The 16,711-nt window shown below is 66.3% G+C and carries 17 protein-coding genes and 1 tRNA gene; 12 read left to right on the top strand and 6 right to left on the bottom strand.

Features of this window, described 5'->3' with window-relative positions; translation table 11 throughout:
* Positions 1-71: 71 nt before the first annotated feature.
* The 3 genes from ABIE08_RS17705 to ABIE08_RS17695 form a co-directional block, all read right to left on the bottom strand.
* Entirely contained in the window at positions 72-1,502 is a 1,431-nt protein-coding gene (locus ABIE08_RS17705; protein ID WP_354553109.1) for a basic amino acid/polyamine antiporter, read from the bottom strand.
* 216 nt (positions 1,503-1,718) lie between these two features.
* Complete coding sequence (locus ABIE08_RS17700; RefSeq protein WP_354553107.1) at positions 1,719-1,988, bottom strand: hypothetical protein; 270 nt, start codon at positions 1,986-1,988, stop codon at positions 1,719-1,721.
* Between the two features lie 168 nt (positions 1,989-2,156).
* Positions 2,157-2,909: an SDR family oxidoreductase gene (locus tag ABIE08_RS17695; RefSeq protein ID WP_354553106.1), complete on the bottom strand. Its 753-nt coding sequence runs from the start codon at positions 2,907-2,909 to the stop codon at positions 2,157-2,159.
* A gap of 96 nt (positions 2,910-3,005) precedes the next feature.
* On the opposite strand from ABIE08_RS17695, the gene ABIE08_RS17690 reads away from it, so the two are divergent.
* Positions 3,006-3,914 carry an AraC family transcriptional regulator gene (locus tag ABIE08_RS17690; protein WP_354553105.1) on the top strand — a complete coding sequence of 303 codons (909 nt, stop codon included), beginning with the start codon at positions 3,006-3,008 and terminating at the stop codon, positions 3,912-3,914.
* Between the two features lie 85 nt (positions 3,915-3,999).
* Here the strand turns inward: ABIE08_RS17690 and ABIE08_RS17685 are convergent.
* Both ABIE08_RS17685 and ABIE08_RS17680 read right to left on the bottom strand, forming a co-directional pair.
* Positions 4,000-4,075 (bottom strand) — tRNA-Ala (locus ABIE08_RS17685).
* Positions 4,076-4,192: 117 nt separating this feature from the next.
* Positions 4,193-4,582 (bottom strand): TIGR02300 family protein, encoded by a 390-nt coding sequence (locus ABIE08_RS17680; protein WP_354553104.1) that lies wholly within the window; start codon positions 4,580-4,582, stop codon positions 4,193-4,195.
* 220 nt (positions 4,583-4,802) lie between these two features.
* Between ABIE08_RS17680 and aroA the strand changes: the two genes are divergently transcribed.
* From aroA to ABIE08_RS17625, 11 genes are all read left to right on the top strand, one after another.
* Positions 4,803-6,161: a 3-phosphoshikimate 1-carboxyvinyltransferase gene (aroA, locus tag ABIE08_RS17675; RefSeq protein ID WP_436409574.1), complete on the top strand. Its 1,359-nt coding sequence runs from the start codon at positions 4,803-4,805 to the stop codon at positions 6,159-6,161.
* Entirely contained in the window at positions 6,158-6,781 is a 624-nt protein-coding gene (cmk, locus tag ABIE08_RS17670) for a (d)CMP kinase (RefSeq protein ID WP_354553100.1), read from the top strand. Before aroA ends, cmk begins: the two co-directional genes overlap by 4 nt.
* Positions 6,782-7,066: 285 nt before the next feature.
* The gene (gene rpsA, locus ABIE08_RS17665; RefSeq protein WP_354553098.1) at positions 7,067-8,767 is read left to right on the top strand and encodes a 30S ribosomal protein S1; all 1,701 of its coding nucleotides are present in this window, start codon (positions 7,067-7,069) and stop codon (positions 8,765-8,767) included.
* A gap of 177 nt (positions 8,768-8,944) precedes the next feature.
* Positions 8,945-9,949, top strand: coding sequence for a signal peptide peptidase SppA (gene sppA, locus ABIE08_RS17660; protein ID WP_354553096.1), 1,005 nt, complete (start codon positions 8,945-8,947; stop codon positions 9,947-9,949).
* The gene (gene ihfB / locus ABIE08_RS17655; RefSeq protein WP_018182303.1) at positions 9,946-10,230 is read left to right on the top strand and encodes an integration host factor subunit beta; all 285 of its coding nucleotides are present in this window, start codon (positions 9,946-9,948) and stop codon (positions 10,228-10,230) included. Before sppA ends, ihfB begins: the two co-directional genes overlap by 4 nt.
* A 122-nt stretch (positions 10,231-10,352) precedes the next feature.
* Positions 10,353-10,697 carry a LapA family protein gene (locus ABIE08_RS17650; protein WP_354553094.1) on the top strand — a complete coding sequence of 115 codons (345 nt, stop codon included), beginning with the start codon at positions 10,353-10,355 and terminating at the stop codon, positions 10,695-10,697.
* 290 nt (positions 10,698-10,987) lie between these two features.
* Entirely contained in the window at positions 10,988-11,680 is a 693-nt protein-coding gene (locus ABIE08_RS17645) for a phosphoribosylanthranilate isomerase (RefSeq protein ID WP_354553093.1), read from the top strand.
* Positions 11,677-12,900 carry a tryptophan synthase subunit beta gene (gene trpB, locus ABIE08_RS17640; RefSeq protein WP_354553091.1) on the top strand — a complete coding sequence of 408 codons (1,224 nt, stop codon included), beginning with the start codon at positions 11,677-11,679 and terminating at the stop codon, positions 12,898-12,900. The genes ABIE08_RS17645 and trpB overlap by 4 nt, the downstream gene beginning before the upstream one ends.
* Before the next feature lie 130 nt (positions 12,901-13,030).
* A complete protein-coding gene (gene trpA, locus ABIE08_RS17635; RefSeq protein WP_354553089.1) occupies positions 13,031-13,873 on the top strand; it encodes a tryptophan synthase subunit alpha in 843 nt (280 codons plus the stop codon).
* Between the two features lie 14 nt (positions 13,874-13,887).
* Complete coding sequence (gene accD, locus ABIE08_RS17630) at positions 13,888-14,814, top strand: acetyl-CoA carboxylase, carboxyltransferase subunit beta (protein WP_354553087.1); 927 nt, start codon at positions 13,888-13,890, stop codon at positions 14,812-14,814.
* Between the two features lie 110 nt (positions 14,815-14,924).
* Positions 14,925-16,244, top strand: a complete 1,320-nt coding sequence (locus ABIE08_RS17625) for a bifunctional folylpolyglutamate synthase/dihydrofolate synthase (protein WP_354553600.1) — start codon at positions 14,925-14,927, stop codon at positions 16,242-16,244.
* Positions 16,245-16,337: 93 nt separating this feature from the next.
* Here the strand turns inward: ABIE08_RS17625 and trxA are convergent, their stop codons facing one another.
* Positions 16,338-16,658, bottom strand: a complete 321-nt coding sequence (gene trxA / locus ABIE08_RS17620) for a thioredoxin (protein WP_354553085.1) — start codon at positions 16,656-16,658, stop codon at positions 16,338-16,340.
* Positions 16,659-16,711: the final 53 nt, after the last annotated feature.

Here is a 16,711-nt window from a genome sequence, read left to right as displayed (position 1 = left end):
AATCCGGCATCCATATAATGCGGTTGGTCCTGCAATCTCCAAAAGCGCCGAAACCCGCCGTGGCCGCCCGGTCAGACGCCGATCCGGCCCGTCGCCAGGCCGTAGATCGCCGCGATCGCGCCGGCCGCCGCCAGCAGGAACAGAACCCATTCTCCCGCGGAGAACACCCGCCGTCCCTGCTCGCGCCGCGCGATCACGAACAGGATCGTGCCCGGCGCGTAGATGACGGTCGAAAGCAGCAGAAATTTGAGCCCGCCGGCATAGATCAGGCCGACCGCATAAATCGTGGCAAGTCCGGCGCGGGCCAGATCGTGGCGTCGGGCAGCCGGTTCCCCGGCATAGGTCTCCCGCGTCCAGGCGAGCTTCAGCGCATAGGCGGCGACCAGCAGATAGGGCAGCAGGATCATCGACGAGGTCAGCTTCAGCGCCAGCAGGAAGGCTTCCTCGGCGAAAAACGTAAAGATCAGGAACAACTGGATCAGGCCGCTGGTCAGCCAGAGCGCCGCTGCCGGGACCTGGTTGCGGTTCTCGATCGCCAGGAATCTCGGCATGCTTTCCATCAGCGCCGCCGAATAGAGCACCTCGGCCGCCAGCAGCGACCAGGAGAGGTAGGCGCCGAGCACCGAGACGATCAGCCCGAGGCTGACAAAGACAGCGCCCCAGGGGCCCACAACCGCCTGCAGCACGCCCGCCATGGACGGGTTGCGCAGCGCCGCCAGGTCCGGCCGCAGCAGCACGCCATAGGACAGCATCGTCACCAGCACGAGCAGGCAGAGCACGCCGACGAAACCGAGGATGGTGGCAAGGCCGACATCGCTGCGATTCCTGGCATAGCGCGAATAGACGCTGGCGCCCTCGATGCCGACGAAGACAAAGACGGTCACCAGCATGGTGCCGCGCACCTGCTCGAACACATGGCCGAAGGTCGCCGCCTCGCCGCCCCAGAAATTGAGCGCGAAGATATCCGCCTTGAAGCCGAAGCCGACAAAGACCAGGAAGATCAGGATCGGGATGATCTTGGCGACGGTGACGATGGTGTTGAGGCCGGCCGCCTGCTTGACGCCGCGCAGGATCATGAAATGCACGCCCCACAGGATCAGCGACGAGCTGACGATCGCCGGGATCGTGTTGCCCTCGCCAAAGGCCGGCACCAGCGCGCCCAGCGTCGACTTGATCAGCACGAAATAGGAGACGTTGCCGAGGCAGCAGACCGTCCAGTAGCCGAGCGCCGAGGCGAAGCCGAGATAATTGCCGAAGCCCGCCTTGGCATAGGCGAAGACGCCGGCGTCGAGGTCGGGCTTGCGGCGCGACAGGCTCTGGAAGGTCAGCGCCAGCATCAGCATGCCGGTGCCGGCGATCGCCCAGGCGATCAGCGCGCCGAAGCCGCCGGTGACGCGGCCGAAGGTCTGCGGCAGCGAGAAGATCCCGGCCCCGACCATGGAGCCGACGACCATCGCGCTCAGATTGGGCAGCGACAGCTTTTGCGTCGATGCAGACTCCATCCCCGCCTCCCCCGAGCCGCCCGCCACTACCGGAAGATGTCGCGCTCCAGCTTCGCTCATCCCGGCTTGGCGCGCGAGGTCAAAAGTGGGGCTGGAATTGGGGAAGCCGTGTCGATTCCGTCGATGCAACGCGCCGGGGCGGAGCCACCCGTCCCGGAAGCGCGCCGAATGCCTCAGCCGCCCCGCAGAGCGCCTTGGCGGCGGAAGGGATGCGGATCAGTAGTCGCCGGCTCCCGCATAGGAACTGTCTTCCTGCACACCGATGGTGCCATTGTTGTTGCGGGTCACGATGACATGTTCGCCGGGGGCGAGATTGCGCAGCAGCCGCGGATCGGTGACCTGGACGCGACCACCGCCAACGATCTGCAACTCGCCCGTATTCGGATCGGCCCGCGCCACGACGCCGTTCAGCGTCTCCGCGGCAAGGGCGGTGCCGGACACAAGAAGCAGGCCGGCGAAGGAAAGGAACAGCAGGTTCTTTTTCATGGCTGATCTCCAGCGTTTCGGCTTCGGAGTGCCCCTGGCGCCCGACAAGGGGCGACGGTCTGGAAGATGGGAATTTCGCGCCGCAGCACCAGAAAATCTCAAGGCATTGTGAAGAGACGAGGCGCGCATCGCGCACCTCGTCGCATTCGGCGCGGCTTCCGGTCGAGACTATGCGCCGGGCGACAGGGCGACCGCGTCGGCGCCGGCCGGGATGCGCATCGGCGCGTTGGCATCGGTCGCCGCGCGCCAGACCGCCTCGGCGACGTCCAGCGACGTCGTGATGGCGTCATCAGGCTGCTGGAAGCGGGCCATCACAGCCTGCACGAGATCGTCATACGGCTCCGGGAAGCCGCCCTCGCCGGTGATCCGGCCGCGCGCGGTCGTCGCGAAACTCGTGTCGGGAGCGCGCCCCGGCAGGACGAGATGCGCGCGCAGGTCGAAGGCGGCCAGTTCCAGCGCGAGGCTTTCGGTGAAGGCGTTCACGGCCGCCTTGCTGGCCGTATAGGCAGAGAGCAGCAGAAGCGGCTTCAGCGTGACGCTGGAAGTGACGTTGACGATGATGCCCGACCGCCGCTGCCGGAACTGAGGCAGGATGGCCTGGATCATGGCCATCGTGCCAAACGTGTTCGTCTCGAAGAGTTCACGCGCCACCTGCATCGGCGTGCCTTCCAGTGCATTGAGCCAGCCGATTCCGGCATTGTTGACGAGGACGTCGACCGGACCAGCAGCCTCGATGGCAGCGGCGATGCTGGCAGCATCCGTCACGTCGAGCGGCAGGATACGCAACCGGTCCGATGGCGGCAGGATGCCGTCTCGCGGGGTGCGCATGGTCGCGATCACGCTCCAGTCACGGTCGAGGAAATAACGCGCGATCTCGAGGCCGAAGCCCGACGAGCAGCCGGTGATCATCACGGTCTTCATGGAAAGTCTCCTGGTTCATCGATGGGTCGAATGTGGACAGCGAGACCCGGACTCTCTATCATCGAAAATCCAGTTTGAATTTGCATGAGTCCAAAAATGGCCGACCCCCTCGCCGAGATCGTCACCTTGCTCCAGCCGGGCGCGCCCTTTTCCAAGATCGCCCGGGCGTCCGGCGCCTGGCGGGTGCAGCGGACGGAGGTGGGGCAGGTCTATTACGGGCTGATGATCTCAGGCAGCGCCCGGCTGGAGGTCGGTGGCAAGCCGGCGATCATCCTGCGGCAGGGCGATTTCGTGTTGGTGCCGGCGATCCAGGATTTCACCATGTCGAGCCTCGACCCGGCGCCCCCGGCGGGGCTCTACAGCCAGCCCGTGATGCAGGCGGATGGAACCGCCCGCATCGGCTCGCCGGACGCGCCGGTCGAGGTCGAGCAGCTGATCGGCTATTGCCGGTTCGGATCGCCAGACGCCACCCTGCTGGTCGCCCTGCTGCCCGATATCGTCGTCGTTCGGGGAGAAAGCCGGTTGGGCATCCTGGCGACACTGGTGGCGGAGGAAGCCCGTGCCAGCCGCCCGGCGCGCGATGTCGTGCTGGCCCGGCTGCTCGAAGTGCTGCTGATCGAAGCGTTCCGATCCACCGGCGAGAGGACGGCCAGCCCCGGTGTGTTGCGGGGCATGGGCGACGACCGGCTGGTCGTGGCCCTGCGCTGCATGCATGCGGATCCGGCCCGCGCCTGGACCGTCGCGGAACTGGCGAGGGAAGCAGGCCTCTCCCGCTCGACCTTCTTCACGCGATTCCAACGGGAAGTCGGCAGGCCGCCGATGGACTATCTGACGGACTGGAGGATCACGCTTGCCAAAGACCTGCTGCGCCGGGGCCGCAGCCTTGCCGAAGTGGCGCAACGCATCGGCTATGGCTCGACCAGCGCCTTCAGCGTCGCCTTTTCGCGCCAGGTCGGCAAGCCGCCGGCGCGCTATGCCGAGGAACTGGGCTTCGCGGCAGGCTAGGGGCTTGCGGGGAAAAGAGCCCAGAACGCGAAAAGCCGCCCCGAGGGGCGGCTTTCGTTCGCTTCAGTTGCCTGAAGGGTGGAATTGGTGGAGCCAATCGGAATCGAACCGACGACCTCTTGAATGCCATTCAAGCGCTCTCCCAACTGAGCTATGGCCCCACTCGTTCCAGAAGTCGGAGGGGTTGGGACCCCCCCGGAACGGCGCAACTCTTAAGCCGCGCTCTTTTTCAAATCAAGCGCCAATTCCAAAAATCGAACCGGTGCCTGTGGATAGCCTCAGGACTCCTCGTCCTCGACGCCACCGATGATGTCGGCCACGTCGTCGCCTTCCTCTTCCTCGTCCTCGATGAAGACGTCATCGGCTTCGTCGTCGACGATCTCGACGTCGTCGTCATCGCTCTCGACCACAACGGCGCCGCCGGAAGCCTCTTCATCGGCTTCCTCGAGGCTGACGAACTCGGCGCCCTTGGCGACGTCGTCCTCGACCTCTTCGTCCTCATCGTCCGTCACATTGGCCGGACGCGCCTTGGCCGGTCCGCTCTCGAAGAAGGAGCGGGGATACGAAACGCCCGTGAAGGGCGAAACGATTGGGTCTTTGTTCAGGTCGTAGAACTTCTTGCCCGTCTCCGGGTCGACCCGCTTGGTGCCGAGTTCCGCTTTCGCCACGTCGTGCCTCATCGGTTAAAAGAGCGGCTGTCCCATAATGACTCGTATCGGCGCTGTCAAAAGCAATTCTGACACGGCCGTCAACTCGCGCGCCGCCGGGTCCTCAACTCGGGTGACGGCAGCGGACAGGCGTGCTATCCGACGACCGTCCCTTCTGGTCTCTGAGCCCGCATGCGCGACCGCGAATTCGCCCGTGCCGAATGCCCGAGGTGCCGACCCGATGCCATCCATGTCCCCATCGCCCGCCCCCCTGGTCGCGGCTTCTGCCCGCCCGCTTCAGGGGCGCGTCCGCGTGCCGGGCGACAAGTCGATTTCGCATCGTGCGCTGATGTTGGGGGCGCTGGCAATCGGCGAAACGACGATCGACGGACTGCTGGAAGGCGACGATGTCCTGGCCACCGCGGCGGCCATGCGCGCCTTCGGCGCCATCGTGACGCGGACCGAGCCCGGCCGCTGGCGGGTGCGCGGCGTCGGCGTCGGCGGCTTCCTGGAACCGGAAGACTGCATCGACTTCGGCAATTCGGGCACCGGCGCCCGGCTTGCCATGGGCCTGGTCGCCAGCCAGGCGATCAGCGTCACCTTCACCGGCGACGCATCGCTGCGCGCCCGGCCGATGGGCCGCATCCTCGATCCGCTTCGCCGCATGGGCGTGCAGGTGCTGGCCCGCTCGAAGGACCGCCTGCCTTTGACCCTCAAGGGCCCCGACATCACGCTGCCGATCGAATATCGCGTGCCGGTGCCGTCGGCGCGGGTCAAATCGGCCGTGCTGTTCGCCGGCCTCAACACGCCCGGCATCACCACGATCATCGAACCAACCCCGACGCGCGACCACACCGAGCGGCTGCTCGAACGGTTTGGCGCGGCGCTCGAGATCGATCGCAACGAGGATGGCGAGCGGGTGGTCCGGCTGGAGGGCCGCCGCGATCTCAAGGCGCAACCCCTCGTCATTCCCGGCGATCCGAGCTCGGCCGCTTTCCTGATCGTCGCGGCGCTACTGATCGACGGTTCGGACCTGACGATCGAATCCATGCTGCTGAACCCGATGCGCATCGGTCTGATCGAGACGCTGGTCGAGATGGGCGGCGCCATCGAGATCGACAATCGCCGCACCGTCGGCGGCGAGGCGGTGGGCGACGTGCGCGTGCGGGCAAGCCGCTTGCGCGGCGTCGTCGTGCCGGCGGAGCGCGCGCCCTCGATGATCGACGAATATCCGGCGCTGGCGATCGCCGCCGCCTTCGCCGAAGGGGTCACCGTGATGAACGGCATCAGCGAGCTCCGGCTGAAGGAGTCCGACCGGATCGCGGCGCTGGCCGCCGGCCTTGGCGCCAATGGCGTCACCGTCGAGGAGGGGCCGGAATCGCTCGCCGTCACCGGCGGCGCGGCGCGGATCGGCGGCGGCACGGTCGCCACCCGGCTCGACCACCGCATCGCGATCAGCTTCCTGGTGCTGGGCCTCGCCGGGCACGCCCCCGTGACGATCGACGATTCCCGGGCGATCGACACCCACTTCCCTGAATTCCAGGCCCTGATGAACGGGCTTGGCGCGCATTTCGAAAGGGCGGAGCCCGCCGCAGCATGATCATCGCAATTGACGGACCCGCCGCCGCGGGCAAGGGCACGATCGCCCTGAAGCTGGCCAAGCATTATGGCCTCAACCATCTCGATACCGGCCTGCTCTATCGCGCCATCGGCCGGCTGATGACCGAACAGGGTCTGGATGTCGACAATGCCGCCGAGGCCGGCGCCGTCGCCCGCAAGCTGAAGGCAAAAGACCTGAACCACCCGGACCTGCGCGGCCGCGAGGCGGGCGAGCTTGCCTCGCGCGTCGCCGTGCATCCCGAAGTCCGCGCCGCGCTGGTCGACTTCCAGCGCAATTTCGCGCGCACGCCGCCCGGCGCCGTGCTCGACGGGCGCGACATCGGCACCGCGATCTGTCCCGAGGCGGACATCAAGATCTTCGTCACCGCCTCGCCGGAAGTGCGCGCCCGCCGCCGCACCGACGAGCTCAACGCCAAGGGCCGCGACGTGCCCTATGAGCGGATCCTGGCCGAGATCCTGGAGCGCGACGAGCGGGATTCGCACCGCTCCGCGGCGCCGCTGCGCCAGGCCGACGACGCGGTGCGGCTGGATACGACGGCGCTGGACGCCGAGGCCGCCTTTGCCGCCGCGATCGAGATCGTCGACGCCGGACACGAGTGATTGAACGTTTTACGGCGCCGGAAGGGCTGAAATCGGCCAGTTTTGCCTTGCCGCATGGGCATCAAGCCTATATAGAGCCCCAGATCCGCGAAGTCTCGACGTCGGTCCCCATCCCCGGATGGAGGCCTGGCGGCTGGAATTCATGGAAAAACACCCGAATCCAGGTCCGGAAGCGTCGGTCCGCCACATGCGGTTGCCCCGATTTCCGTCGAGGGCAGGATCGAGATCTCGGGTTTCAGCAACACCAACCGCCGACGCATGCCAGAAATGGCACCAGGAGATTTCATGGCTGTTACCAACCCGTCCCGCGAAGATTTCGCCGCCCTTCTTGAAGAGTCCTTCGCCAACGAAGACCTCTTTGAAGGCAGCGTCGTCAAGGGAACGATCGTCGCCATCGAGAAGGACCTCGCCGTCATCGACGTCGGGCTCAAGACCGAAGGCCGCGTGGCGCTCAAGGAATTCAATGGCCCGGGCCGCGAAAACGCGCTCAAGGTCGGCGATGTGGTCGAGGTCTATCTCGAGCGCGTTGAAAATGCTCTCGGCGAAGCCGTTCTCTCGCGCGACAAGGCTCGCCGCGAAGAGAGCTGGATCCGTCTCGAGGAGCAGTTCAACAAGAACGAGAAGGTCACGGGCGTCATCTTCAACCAGGTCAAGGGCGGCTTCACCGTCGACCTGGACGGCGCCGTTGCCTTCCTGCCGCGTTCGCAGGTCGACATCCGCCCGGTGCGCGACGTCGGCCCGCTGATGCACACGCCGCAGCCCTTCCAGATCCTCAAGATGGACAAGCGTCGCGGCAACATCGTCGTCTCGCGTCGTACCGTGCTTGAAGAGACCCGCGCCGAGCAGCGTTCGGAGCTCGTCCAGAGCCTCGAAGAAGGTCAGATCATCGAAGGCGTCGTCAAGAACATCACCGATTACGGTGCGTTCGTCGACCTCGGCGGCATCGATGGCCTGCTGCACGTCACCGACATCGCGTGGCGCCGCATCAACCATCCGACCGAGGTGCTCTCGATCGGCCAGACCGTCCGCGTGCAGATCATCCGCGTCAATCACGAGACGCACCGCATCTCGCTCGGCATGAAGCAGCTCGAGGCCGATCCGTGGTCTGGCATCGAAGCCAAGTACCCGGTCCAGGCCAAGTTCTCGGGCCGCGTCACGAACATCACCGACTACGGTGCGTTCGTCGAGCTGGAGCCGGGCATCGAAGGCCTGATCCACGTCTCCGAGATGTCCTGGACGAAGAAGAACGTTCATCCGGGCAAGATCGTCTCCACCTCGCAAGAGGTTGAGGTCATGATCCTCGAAGTCGATCCGGTGAAGCGTCGTATCTCGCTCGGTCTCAAGCAGACCCTGTCGAACCCGTGGGAGAGCTTCTCCGAGAAGTTCCCGATCGGCACGATCGTCGAAGGCGAAGTCAAGAACAAGACCGAGTTCGGTCTGTTCATCGGCCTCGACGGCGACGTCGACGGCATGGTCCACCTGTCGGATCTCGACTGGAACCGCCCCGGCGAGCAGGTCATCGACGAGTACAACCGCGGCGATATCGTCAAGGCGCAGGTTCTCGACGTCGACATCGACAAGGAGCGTATCTCGCTCGGCATCAAGCAGGTTGGCGGCGATCCGTTCGTCGAGGCTTCCGGCGAGCTGCGCAAGGGTGCCGTTGTCACCTGCGAGATCACGGCTGTGACCGAAGGCGGCCTGGAAGTCCGGATTGCGGATTCCGACCTGACCTCCTTCATCCGTCGCGCCGATCTGTCGCGTGATCGTTCGGAGCAGCGTCCGGAGCGTTTCGCCGTTGGCGAGAAGGTCGACGCCCGCATCACCAACTTCGACAAGAAGGCCCGCAAGGTCGCCGTCTCGATCAAGGCGCTTGAAATCGCCGAAGAGAAGGAAGCGGTTGCGCAGTTCGGCTCGTCGGATTCGGGTGCGTCGCTCGGCGACATCCTCGGCGCCGCCCTCAAGGCACGCCAGGGCACCGACGAGTAATCGTCACCGCCCCATGGATCTAGGAAACGCCCCGGCTCGTCCGGGGCGTTTTCGTTTTGGGAGGCTATTTTTTCGAAATCGCCAGTGCCGACAATCGCTTGGCACGGTCTTGTTTGATTTCGCAGTGCAAAACATATAACCCGTACAGGGTCTTCGAGATCGACCGGGAGCGTATGGATGAGCATCGACGCGGATCAGATCCTGGATCGCCGACGCCTGAGGCGAAAGCTGACGACCTGGCGTGTCGTCGCCTTCGTGGCGGCGGCGCTCGCCATTGTCGGCGGCGGCCTGCTCGCGGCCGGTCCCGATGCGCTGGGCGGACGCTCGCGGCCGCATATCGCGCGGCTGACCATTTCCGGCTTCATTTCCGAAAACCGCGCCGAACTCGACCTGATCGACAAGATCGGCAAGAGCGACGCCGTCCAGGGCGTCATCGTCTCGATCAATTCCGGCGGCGGCGCCACCGCAGGCGGCGAAGCGCTCTATGACGCGATCCGCAGGCTCTCGGACAAGAAGCCGACCGTTGCCGCCATCCGCACCGTCGGCGCCTCCGCCGCCTACATGACCGCGATCGCCGCCGACCATGTCGTCGCCTACCGCACCTCGATCACTGGCTCGATCGGCGTCCTGTTCCAATCGCCGGAAGTGAGCGAGGCGATGGCCAAGCTCGGCATCAAGCTGACCGAGGTGAAGTCGTCGCCGCTCAAGGCCGCGCCCTCGCCCTTCGCGCCGCCGACGCCCGAGGCGCTGGCCGTGATCGACTCGATGATCCGCGATACCTACAACTGGTTCGTCGACATCGTCGCCGAGCGTCGCAATCTCGACCGCCCCAAGGCCCTGCAGCTGGCCGATGGCCGTGTCTTCTCCGGCCACCAGGCGCTCGAGGCCGGCCTGATCGACGAAATCGGCGGCGAGGAGACGGCGATTGCCTGGCTGACGACCAAGAAGGGCGTCGATGCGCGGTTGCGCGTGGTCGACTGGGAGCCGGAAAGCAGCGGCAGCCCGTTCTCCTTTTCCAGCGCCGCCTTCGTCTGGCTGGCGCGCCAGGCGGGCTTCTCGCCCGACCTTCTCTATGCTTCCGGCGTGGCGGGCCTGCTGCCTTCCAGACTCCAGCTTGACGGTCTCCTATCCGTTTGGCACGCTCCGTCCGGTCTGAACGACGCTGAGGGGGCGCCGCGGTGATCAAGTCCGAACTGGTGCAGAAGATCGCCGAGCAAAATCCGCATCTCTATCAACGGGATGTGGAGCACATCGTGAACTCGATTCTCGACGAGATCATCGATGCGCTGGCCCGAGGCGATCGGGTCGAGCTCCGCGGCTTCGGAGCTTTCTCCGTTAAGAACCGCCCGGCGCGACAGGGCCGCAACCCGCGCACCGGCTCGAAGGTCGAGGTCACGGAAAAATACGTGCCGTTCTTCAAGACCGGCAAGGAGATGCGCGAGCGTCTCAACGACGAGGACTAGACCACGACCGGTTCGAAAGGCCGCGCGCCGCGCCTTGAACCAAACGTGATCTGGAATGTTATTGGCGCAGGCCCTGGCCGGATGGTCAGCGGCGTTCCGGCGTCCGGCTCGAGGCAATGTTGATGAAGAAGTTCCTTGCGGTCGTGATCCTGGTGCCGATCGCAATCATCGCGGTGGCGCTCTCGGTCGCCAACCGCCATGCCGTGGCGCTGTCGCTGGATCCGTTCAATTCGACCGATCCCGCCGTCGTCATCAGCATGCCGCTGTTCGTCCTGGTCTTCGGCGCGATCGCGCTCGGTGTCCTGATCGGCGGCGTGGGCGCCTGGCTCGGCCAGGGCCGATGGCGCCGCCAGGCCCGCAAGCTCCGGCACGAGCTGCAGGACACGCGCCGCGAGAACACGCAGTATCGCGCCGCCGCCAGCGCCAGCCCGGCAACCACCCTGCCCGCGCCCCGTCGCGTCGCCTGAACGGCGGAAACCCGCCCCTTCCGCCTTTTCACGTGAAACGCGCTTCCCTGTATCCATGCATGGGCCTGCCGCGTTGACGCAAGCCACGCCTTTCCCGGCACGGCGTGGATGGCTTTCTGTCAGAGCCGCGTCAGGCCTCACGCGATCCGCTCACGGAAACGCCCGGGCGATTGCGGACTTTCCATCGCGGACTTTTCTTGGACTTGCCGCCTCTTTCGTGCCAAACCGTTGCGCCAAACCATGACCGTGACATCGCCGCTGCTCGTGAACCCATGGCTGATCGTGAATCCATGACCGTGACCGTCAAAATCTGCGGTCTCTCGACCGAGGAGACGCTCGACGCCGCGCTGGACGCCGGCGCCGACATGGTCGGCTTTGTGTTTTTTCCGAAGAGCCCGCGCGCCGTTTCGAACGAGCGCGCCCGGCAGCTCGCCGACCAGGCGCGCGGCAAGGCCGAGATCGTCGCGCTCACCGTCGACATGGATGATGCAGCGCTGGCCGCGATCGTCGAAACGGTGCGACCCGACTGGCTGCAATTGCATGGCGGCGAGAGCGTCGAGCGCGTCGCCGAGATCCGCCGCCGCTTCGGCCTGCCCGTCTTGAAGGCGCTCGGCATTCGCGAGGCGGCCGATCTCGCGGGGATCGGCGCCTATGCCGCGGTGGCGGACCGTCTGCTGCTCGACGCCAAGCCGCCCAAGGGCGCGACGCTGCCGGGTGGCAATGGCGTGTCCTTTGACTGGCACCTGCTGGATGCGCTTGACCCCGGCCTTGCCTATATGCTTTCCGGAGGCCTCGACGCCGGCAATGTCGCGCAGGCGCTGGCGGTTACGCATTCCCCTGGCATCGATGCTTCCTCGGGCGTGGAAAGCGCGCCCGGTATCAAGGATCCCGACCGGATCCGCGCCTTCATCGCCGCCATTCGCGGCTTTCGACCCAACCCTGACCACAGCCGGGCTCTTGCCGGCGAGAGGATTTCGTCGTGACCGTTGCTGTCGAGCCCAATTCCTTCAAGACCGGCCCGGACGAGCGGGGCTATTTCGGCATCTATGGCGGCCGCTTCGTCGCCGAGACGCTGATGCCGCTGATCCTCGAGCTGCAGCAGGCCTATGACGACGCCAAGGCCGATCCGGCCTTCAAGGCCGAACTGCAGGCGCTCTCGACCTATTATGCCGGCCGCCCGTCCAAGCTCTATTTCGCCGAAGGCCTGACCAACCATCTCGGCGGCGCGCGCATCTTCTTCAAGCGCGAGGACCTCAACCACACCGGCAGCCACAAGATCAACAACTGCCTCGGCCAGATCCTGCTCGCCAAGCGCATGGGCAAGACGCGGATCATCGCCGAGACCGGCGCCGGCCAGCACGGCGTGGCTTCGGCCACCGTCTCGGCCCGCTTCGGCCTGCCCTGCGTCGTCTATATGGGCGCCACCGACGTCGAGCGTCAGGCGCCGAACGTGTTCCGCATGAAGCTGCTGGGTGCCACCGTCAATCCGGTCACCGCCGGCAACGGCACGCTCAAGGACGCGATGAACGAGGCGCTGCGCGACTGGGTCTCGAATGTCGAGGATACCTATTATCTGATCGGCACGGCGGCAGGCCCCCATCCCTATCCGGAGATGGTGCGCGACTTCCAGTCGGTGATCGGCATCGAGGCGCGCGCGCAGATGCTGGAGCAGGAAGGCCGCCTGCCCGACATGATCATCGCGGCGGTCGGCGGCGGCTCGAATGCCATCGGCCTGTTCCACCCGTTCCTCGACGACAAGGATGTCGAGATCGTCGGCGTCGAAGCCGGTGGCCACGGCATCGCCGTCGAGAACGGCCATGCCGCCTCGATGACCGGCGGCCGCCCCGGCGTGCTGCATGGCAACCGCACCTATCTGCTGCAGGATGCCGACGGGCAGATCCTCGAGGGCCATTCGGTCTCGGCCGGCCTCGATTATCCCGGCGTCGGCCCCGAGCACAGCTGGCTGCGCGACACCGGCCGCGTCCAGTACGTGCCGATCGTCGACCAGGAGGCGATCGACGCGTTCCAGGTCTGCACCCGCGTCGAGGGCATCATCCCGGCGCTGGAATCGGCGCATGCCATCGCCCAGGCGATCAAGGTCGCGCCGACCATGGCCAAGGACAAGATCATCGTCATCAACCTGTCCGGCCGCGGCGACAAGGACGTCCACACCGTGGGCAAGCTGCTCGGCATGGACATCTGACCGATGCCGGCGGCGCGGCTCCCGACCTGTTCTTCCCCTCTTCCCGAGGGAAGGGTAAAGGGGGCGCCGTTCCGCGTTTCGCTTCCCCGTCGACTTGACGTCACAAAGCATCGAGCCTAGGCCCATTGTCATGACTGAAACCCGTATCGATCGCCGCTTCGCGGCCCTCAAGGCCGAGGGCCGGCCGGCGCTCGTCACCTTCATGACCGCCGGCGACCCGGATCCCGCCACGACGCTGGCCCTGCTGAAGGCGCTGCCCGGCGCCGGCGCCGACGTGATCGAGCTCGGCATGCCGTTCTCCGATCCCATGGCCGACGGCCCGGCGATCCAGGCCGCGGGCCTGCGCGCGCTGAAGGGCGGGCAGACGCTGGTCAAGACCCTCGATCTCGTGCGCGAATTCCGCCAGTTCGACGACGCCACGCCGATCGTGCTGATGGGCTATTACAACCCAATCTACAGCCACGGCTCGGAAGCCTTCGTCACCGAAGCCAAGGCTGCCGGCGTCGACGGGCTGATCATCGTCGACCTGCCGCCGGAAGCCGATGACGAGCTCTGCATCCCGGCGCTCGAAGCGGGCCTGAACTTCATCCGCCTCGCCACGCCCACCACCGACGACAAGCGGCTTCCCGCCGTGCTCGCCAACACGTCGGGCTTCGTCTACTACGTCTCGATCAACGGCATCACCGGTTCGGCAGCCCCCGACGCCTCGCGCGTCGCCGAATCCGTTGCACGGATCAAGCGTCACACCCATCTACCGGTTGCCGTCGGTTTCGGCGTCAGGACAGCCGAGCAGGCGGCAGCGATCGGCGCGAATGCCGATGGCGTCGTGGTCGGCTCGGCCATCGTATCGGCCGTCGCCGCCTCGCTCGACAGCGAGGGCCGCGCCACGGCCGCCACCGTACCCGCCGTCCTGGCCCTCGTATCCGAGCTTTCGGGCGGCGTTCGCGCTTCCCGCAAATCGGTCGCCGCCTGAACAAGGATTACGCGATGAACTGGATCAACGACGTCGTTCGTCCGAAGATCAAGAGCCTCCTGAACAAGCGCGAGGTTCCGGAAAACCTCTGGATCAAGTGCCCCGAGACCGGCGAGATGGTGTTCCATCGCGACCTCGAGGCCAACCATTACGTGATCCCGAATTCGGGCTATCACATGCGCATGAGCGCGCCGAAGCGGCTCGCCTATTTCTTCGACGATGGCCAGTATGAATCCATCGCCGTGCCGGAAGTGGCGATCGACCCGCTGAAGTTCCGCGACGAGCGCCGCTATACCGACCGCCTCAAGGACGCCCGGACCAAGACCGGCCTGCAGGACGCGATCCTGGTCGGTGCCGGCACCGTCGAGGGCGTGCCGATGGTCACCGCCGTGCAGGACTTCGACTTCATGGGCGGTTCGCTCGGCATGGCCGCCGGCGAAGCGGTCATCGCCGGCATGGAAGCGGCGCTGAACCGCAAGCAGCCCTTCGTGATGTTCGCCGCCTCCGGCGGCGCGCGCATGCAGGAAGGCATCCTCTCGCTGATGCAGCTGCCGCGCACCACCGCCGGCGTCATCGCGCTGCGCGAGGCGAAGCTGCCCTATATCGTCGTGCTGACCAACCCGACCACGGGCGGCGTCACCGCATCCTATGCCATGCTGGGCGACATCCAGATCGCCGAGCCGGGCGCGCTGATCGGCTTTGCCGGCCCGCGCGTCATCGAGCAGACGATCCGCGAAAAGCTGCCGCCCGGCTTCCAGCGCTCGGAATTCCTGCACGAGCACGGCATGGTCGACCTCGTCGTCCATCGCCATGAACTGCGCCAGACGATCGCGCGGCTTTGCGGAATCCTGACGCCGCAGCCGACCCGGCAGATCGACAAGCCCGAAGCCAAGGCGAAGGCGAAGTCCGCGCCGGCACAGGATGTCGCGCTGGCGTCCTGATCGGCGCCGCGCACACGCCCATCACACCATCACGGTCGGCGGCCCCCGGGGCCGCCGCCGGCATTGCGTGGATCCTCTCCACGCCACGGGATCGCGTCATGGACCGCATCATGGACCGCAGCACCGTCATCCTGGAGCGCCTGTTCCAGCTCCACCCCAAGGAAATCGACCTCTCGCTCGACCGGCTGAAGCCGCTGATGGCGAAGCTCGGCGCGCCGGAGACGAAGCTCGGCCCGGTGCTGCATATTGCCGGCACCAACGGCAAGGGCTCGACCACCGCCTTCCTGCGCGCGATGCTGGAGGCGGCCGGCCTTTCCGTGCATGTCTACACCTCGCCGCATCTCGTCCGCTTCCACGAGCGCATCCGCCTCGGCAAGCCGGGCGGCGGCCGCTTCGTCGACGAGGCGGAGCTGGTCGACACGCTGCTCGAAATCGAGAAGGTCAATGACGGCGCGCCGATCACGCATTTCGAGATCACCACCGCCGCCGCCTTCAAGCTGTTCGCCGACCATCCGGCCGATGTGACGCTGCTCGAAGTGGGCCTGGGCGGGCGCTATGACGCCACCAACATCATCGACCATCCCGACGTCGCCGTGATCACGCCGATCTCGGTCGACCACGAGAAGTTCTTCGGCAGCGCGCTGGACGGCATTGCGCATGAGAAATCCGGCATCATCAAGCGCGGCCGTCCGGTCGTGGTGGCGCCGCAGCCGGGCATCGTGCTCGACGTGATCGAGCGCGACGCGGCGCGGCTGCGCGCGCCGACCTTCATCGGCAACCGGGACTGGGTGGCGCATGCCGAGCGCGGCCGTCTTGTCTACCAGGACGAGGACGGTCTGCTCGACCTGCCGCCGCCGCGCCTGCCGGGCCGGCACCAGTTCGTCAATGCGGGAGCGGCCATCGCGGCGCTGCGCAAATCGAGCCTCGACGTGCCGACGGCGGCGATCGAGGCCGGGTTGCAGAATGTCGAATGGCCGGCCCGGATGCAGCGGCTGACCAGCGGCAAGCTGGTCGACCAGGCGCCGGCCGAATCCGAGATCTGGCTCGATGGCGGCCACAATCCCGGCGCCGGCGTGGTCATCGCCGAGGCGATCGCCGATCTCGAGGAGCGCGTGTCGCGGCCGCTCTACCTGATCGCCGGCATGCTGGTGACCAAGGACCCGGTCGGCTTCTTCCGCCCCTTCGCCGGGCTGGCGCGGCATGTCTATACGGTGCCGATCGAAGGCTCGGCCGCCGGTCGCGACCCGCTGGAGCTTGCCGCCGCCGCCGAGGCCGCCGGCATCACCGCCGAGGCAACCTCGGGCGTCGAGGCCGCGCTCGCCGCGATCAAGAAGCTGCTGCCGCCCGGCATCGCGCCCCGAATTCTCATCTGCGGCTCGCTCTATCTCGGCGGCACGGTGCTGGCGGCTAACGGGACGCTACCAAAGTGACCAAAAGCGGTCGCCGTTAACCCGGCTGTTAACCCCAACGAAAACGGGGCCCATCGGGCCCCGTTTCCATACTCCAAGTCTGTCGGGAAGCGATCAGATCGCGCCCTTGATCCAGTCGGCCAGGCGGCTCTTCGGCGCGGCGCCAACCTGGATCGAGGCCGGCTCGCCATCCTTGAACAGGATCAGCGTCGGGATCGAGCGCACGCCGTAGCGCACGGCAATTTCCGGATTCTCGTCGATGTTGAGCTTGGCGATGGTCACCTTGCCTTCCATTTCGGTCTGGATCTCTTCCAGAGCCGGGGCGATCATGCGGCAGGGACCGCACCATTCCGCCCAGAAATCGACGACGACCGGGCCGGATGCCCCCAGAACGTCGGCGTCGAAGGAACTATCCGTTACTTTGGCAGTCGCCATGGCAAGCCTCAAATGGGATGGAGGAGAGTGGTTCTAAGGTAGGAACCCGTCTC

Origin of the sequence: Kaistia defluvii (assembly GCF_040548815.1) — a bacterium.
GTDB classification, from domain to species: Bacteria; Pseudomonadota; Alphaproteobacteria; order Rhizobiales; family Kaistiaceae; genus Kaistia; species Kaistia defluvii_A.
The sequence above is the reverse complement of the archived record's forward strand: the minus strand, read 5'-3'. Positions and strand labels throughout refer to the sequence as shown.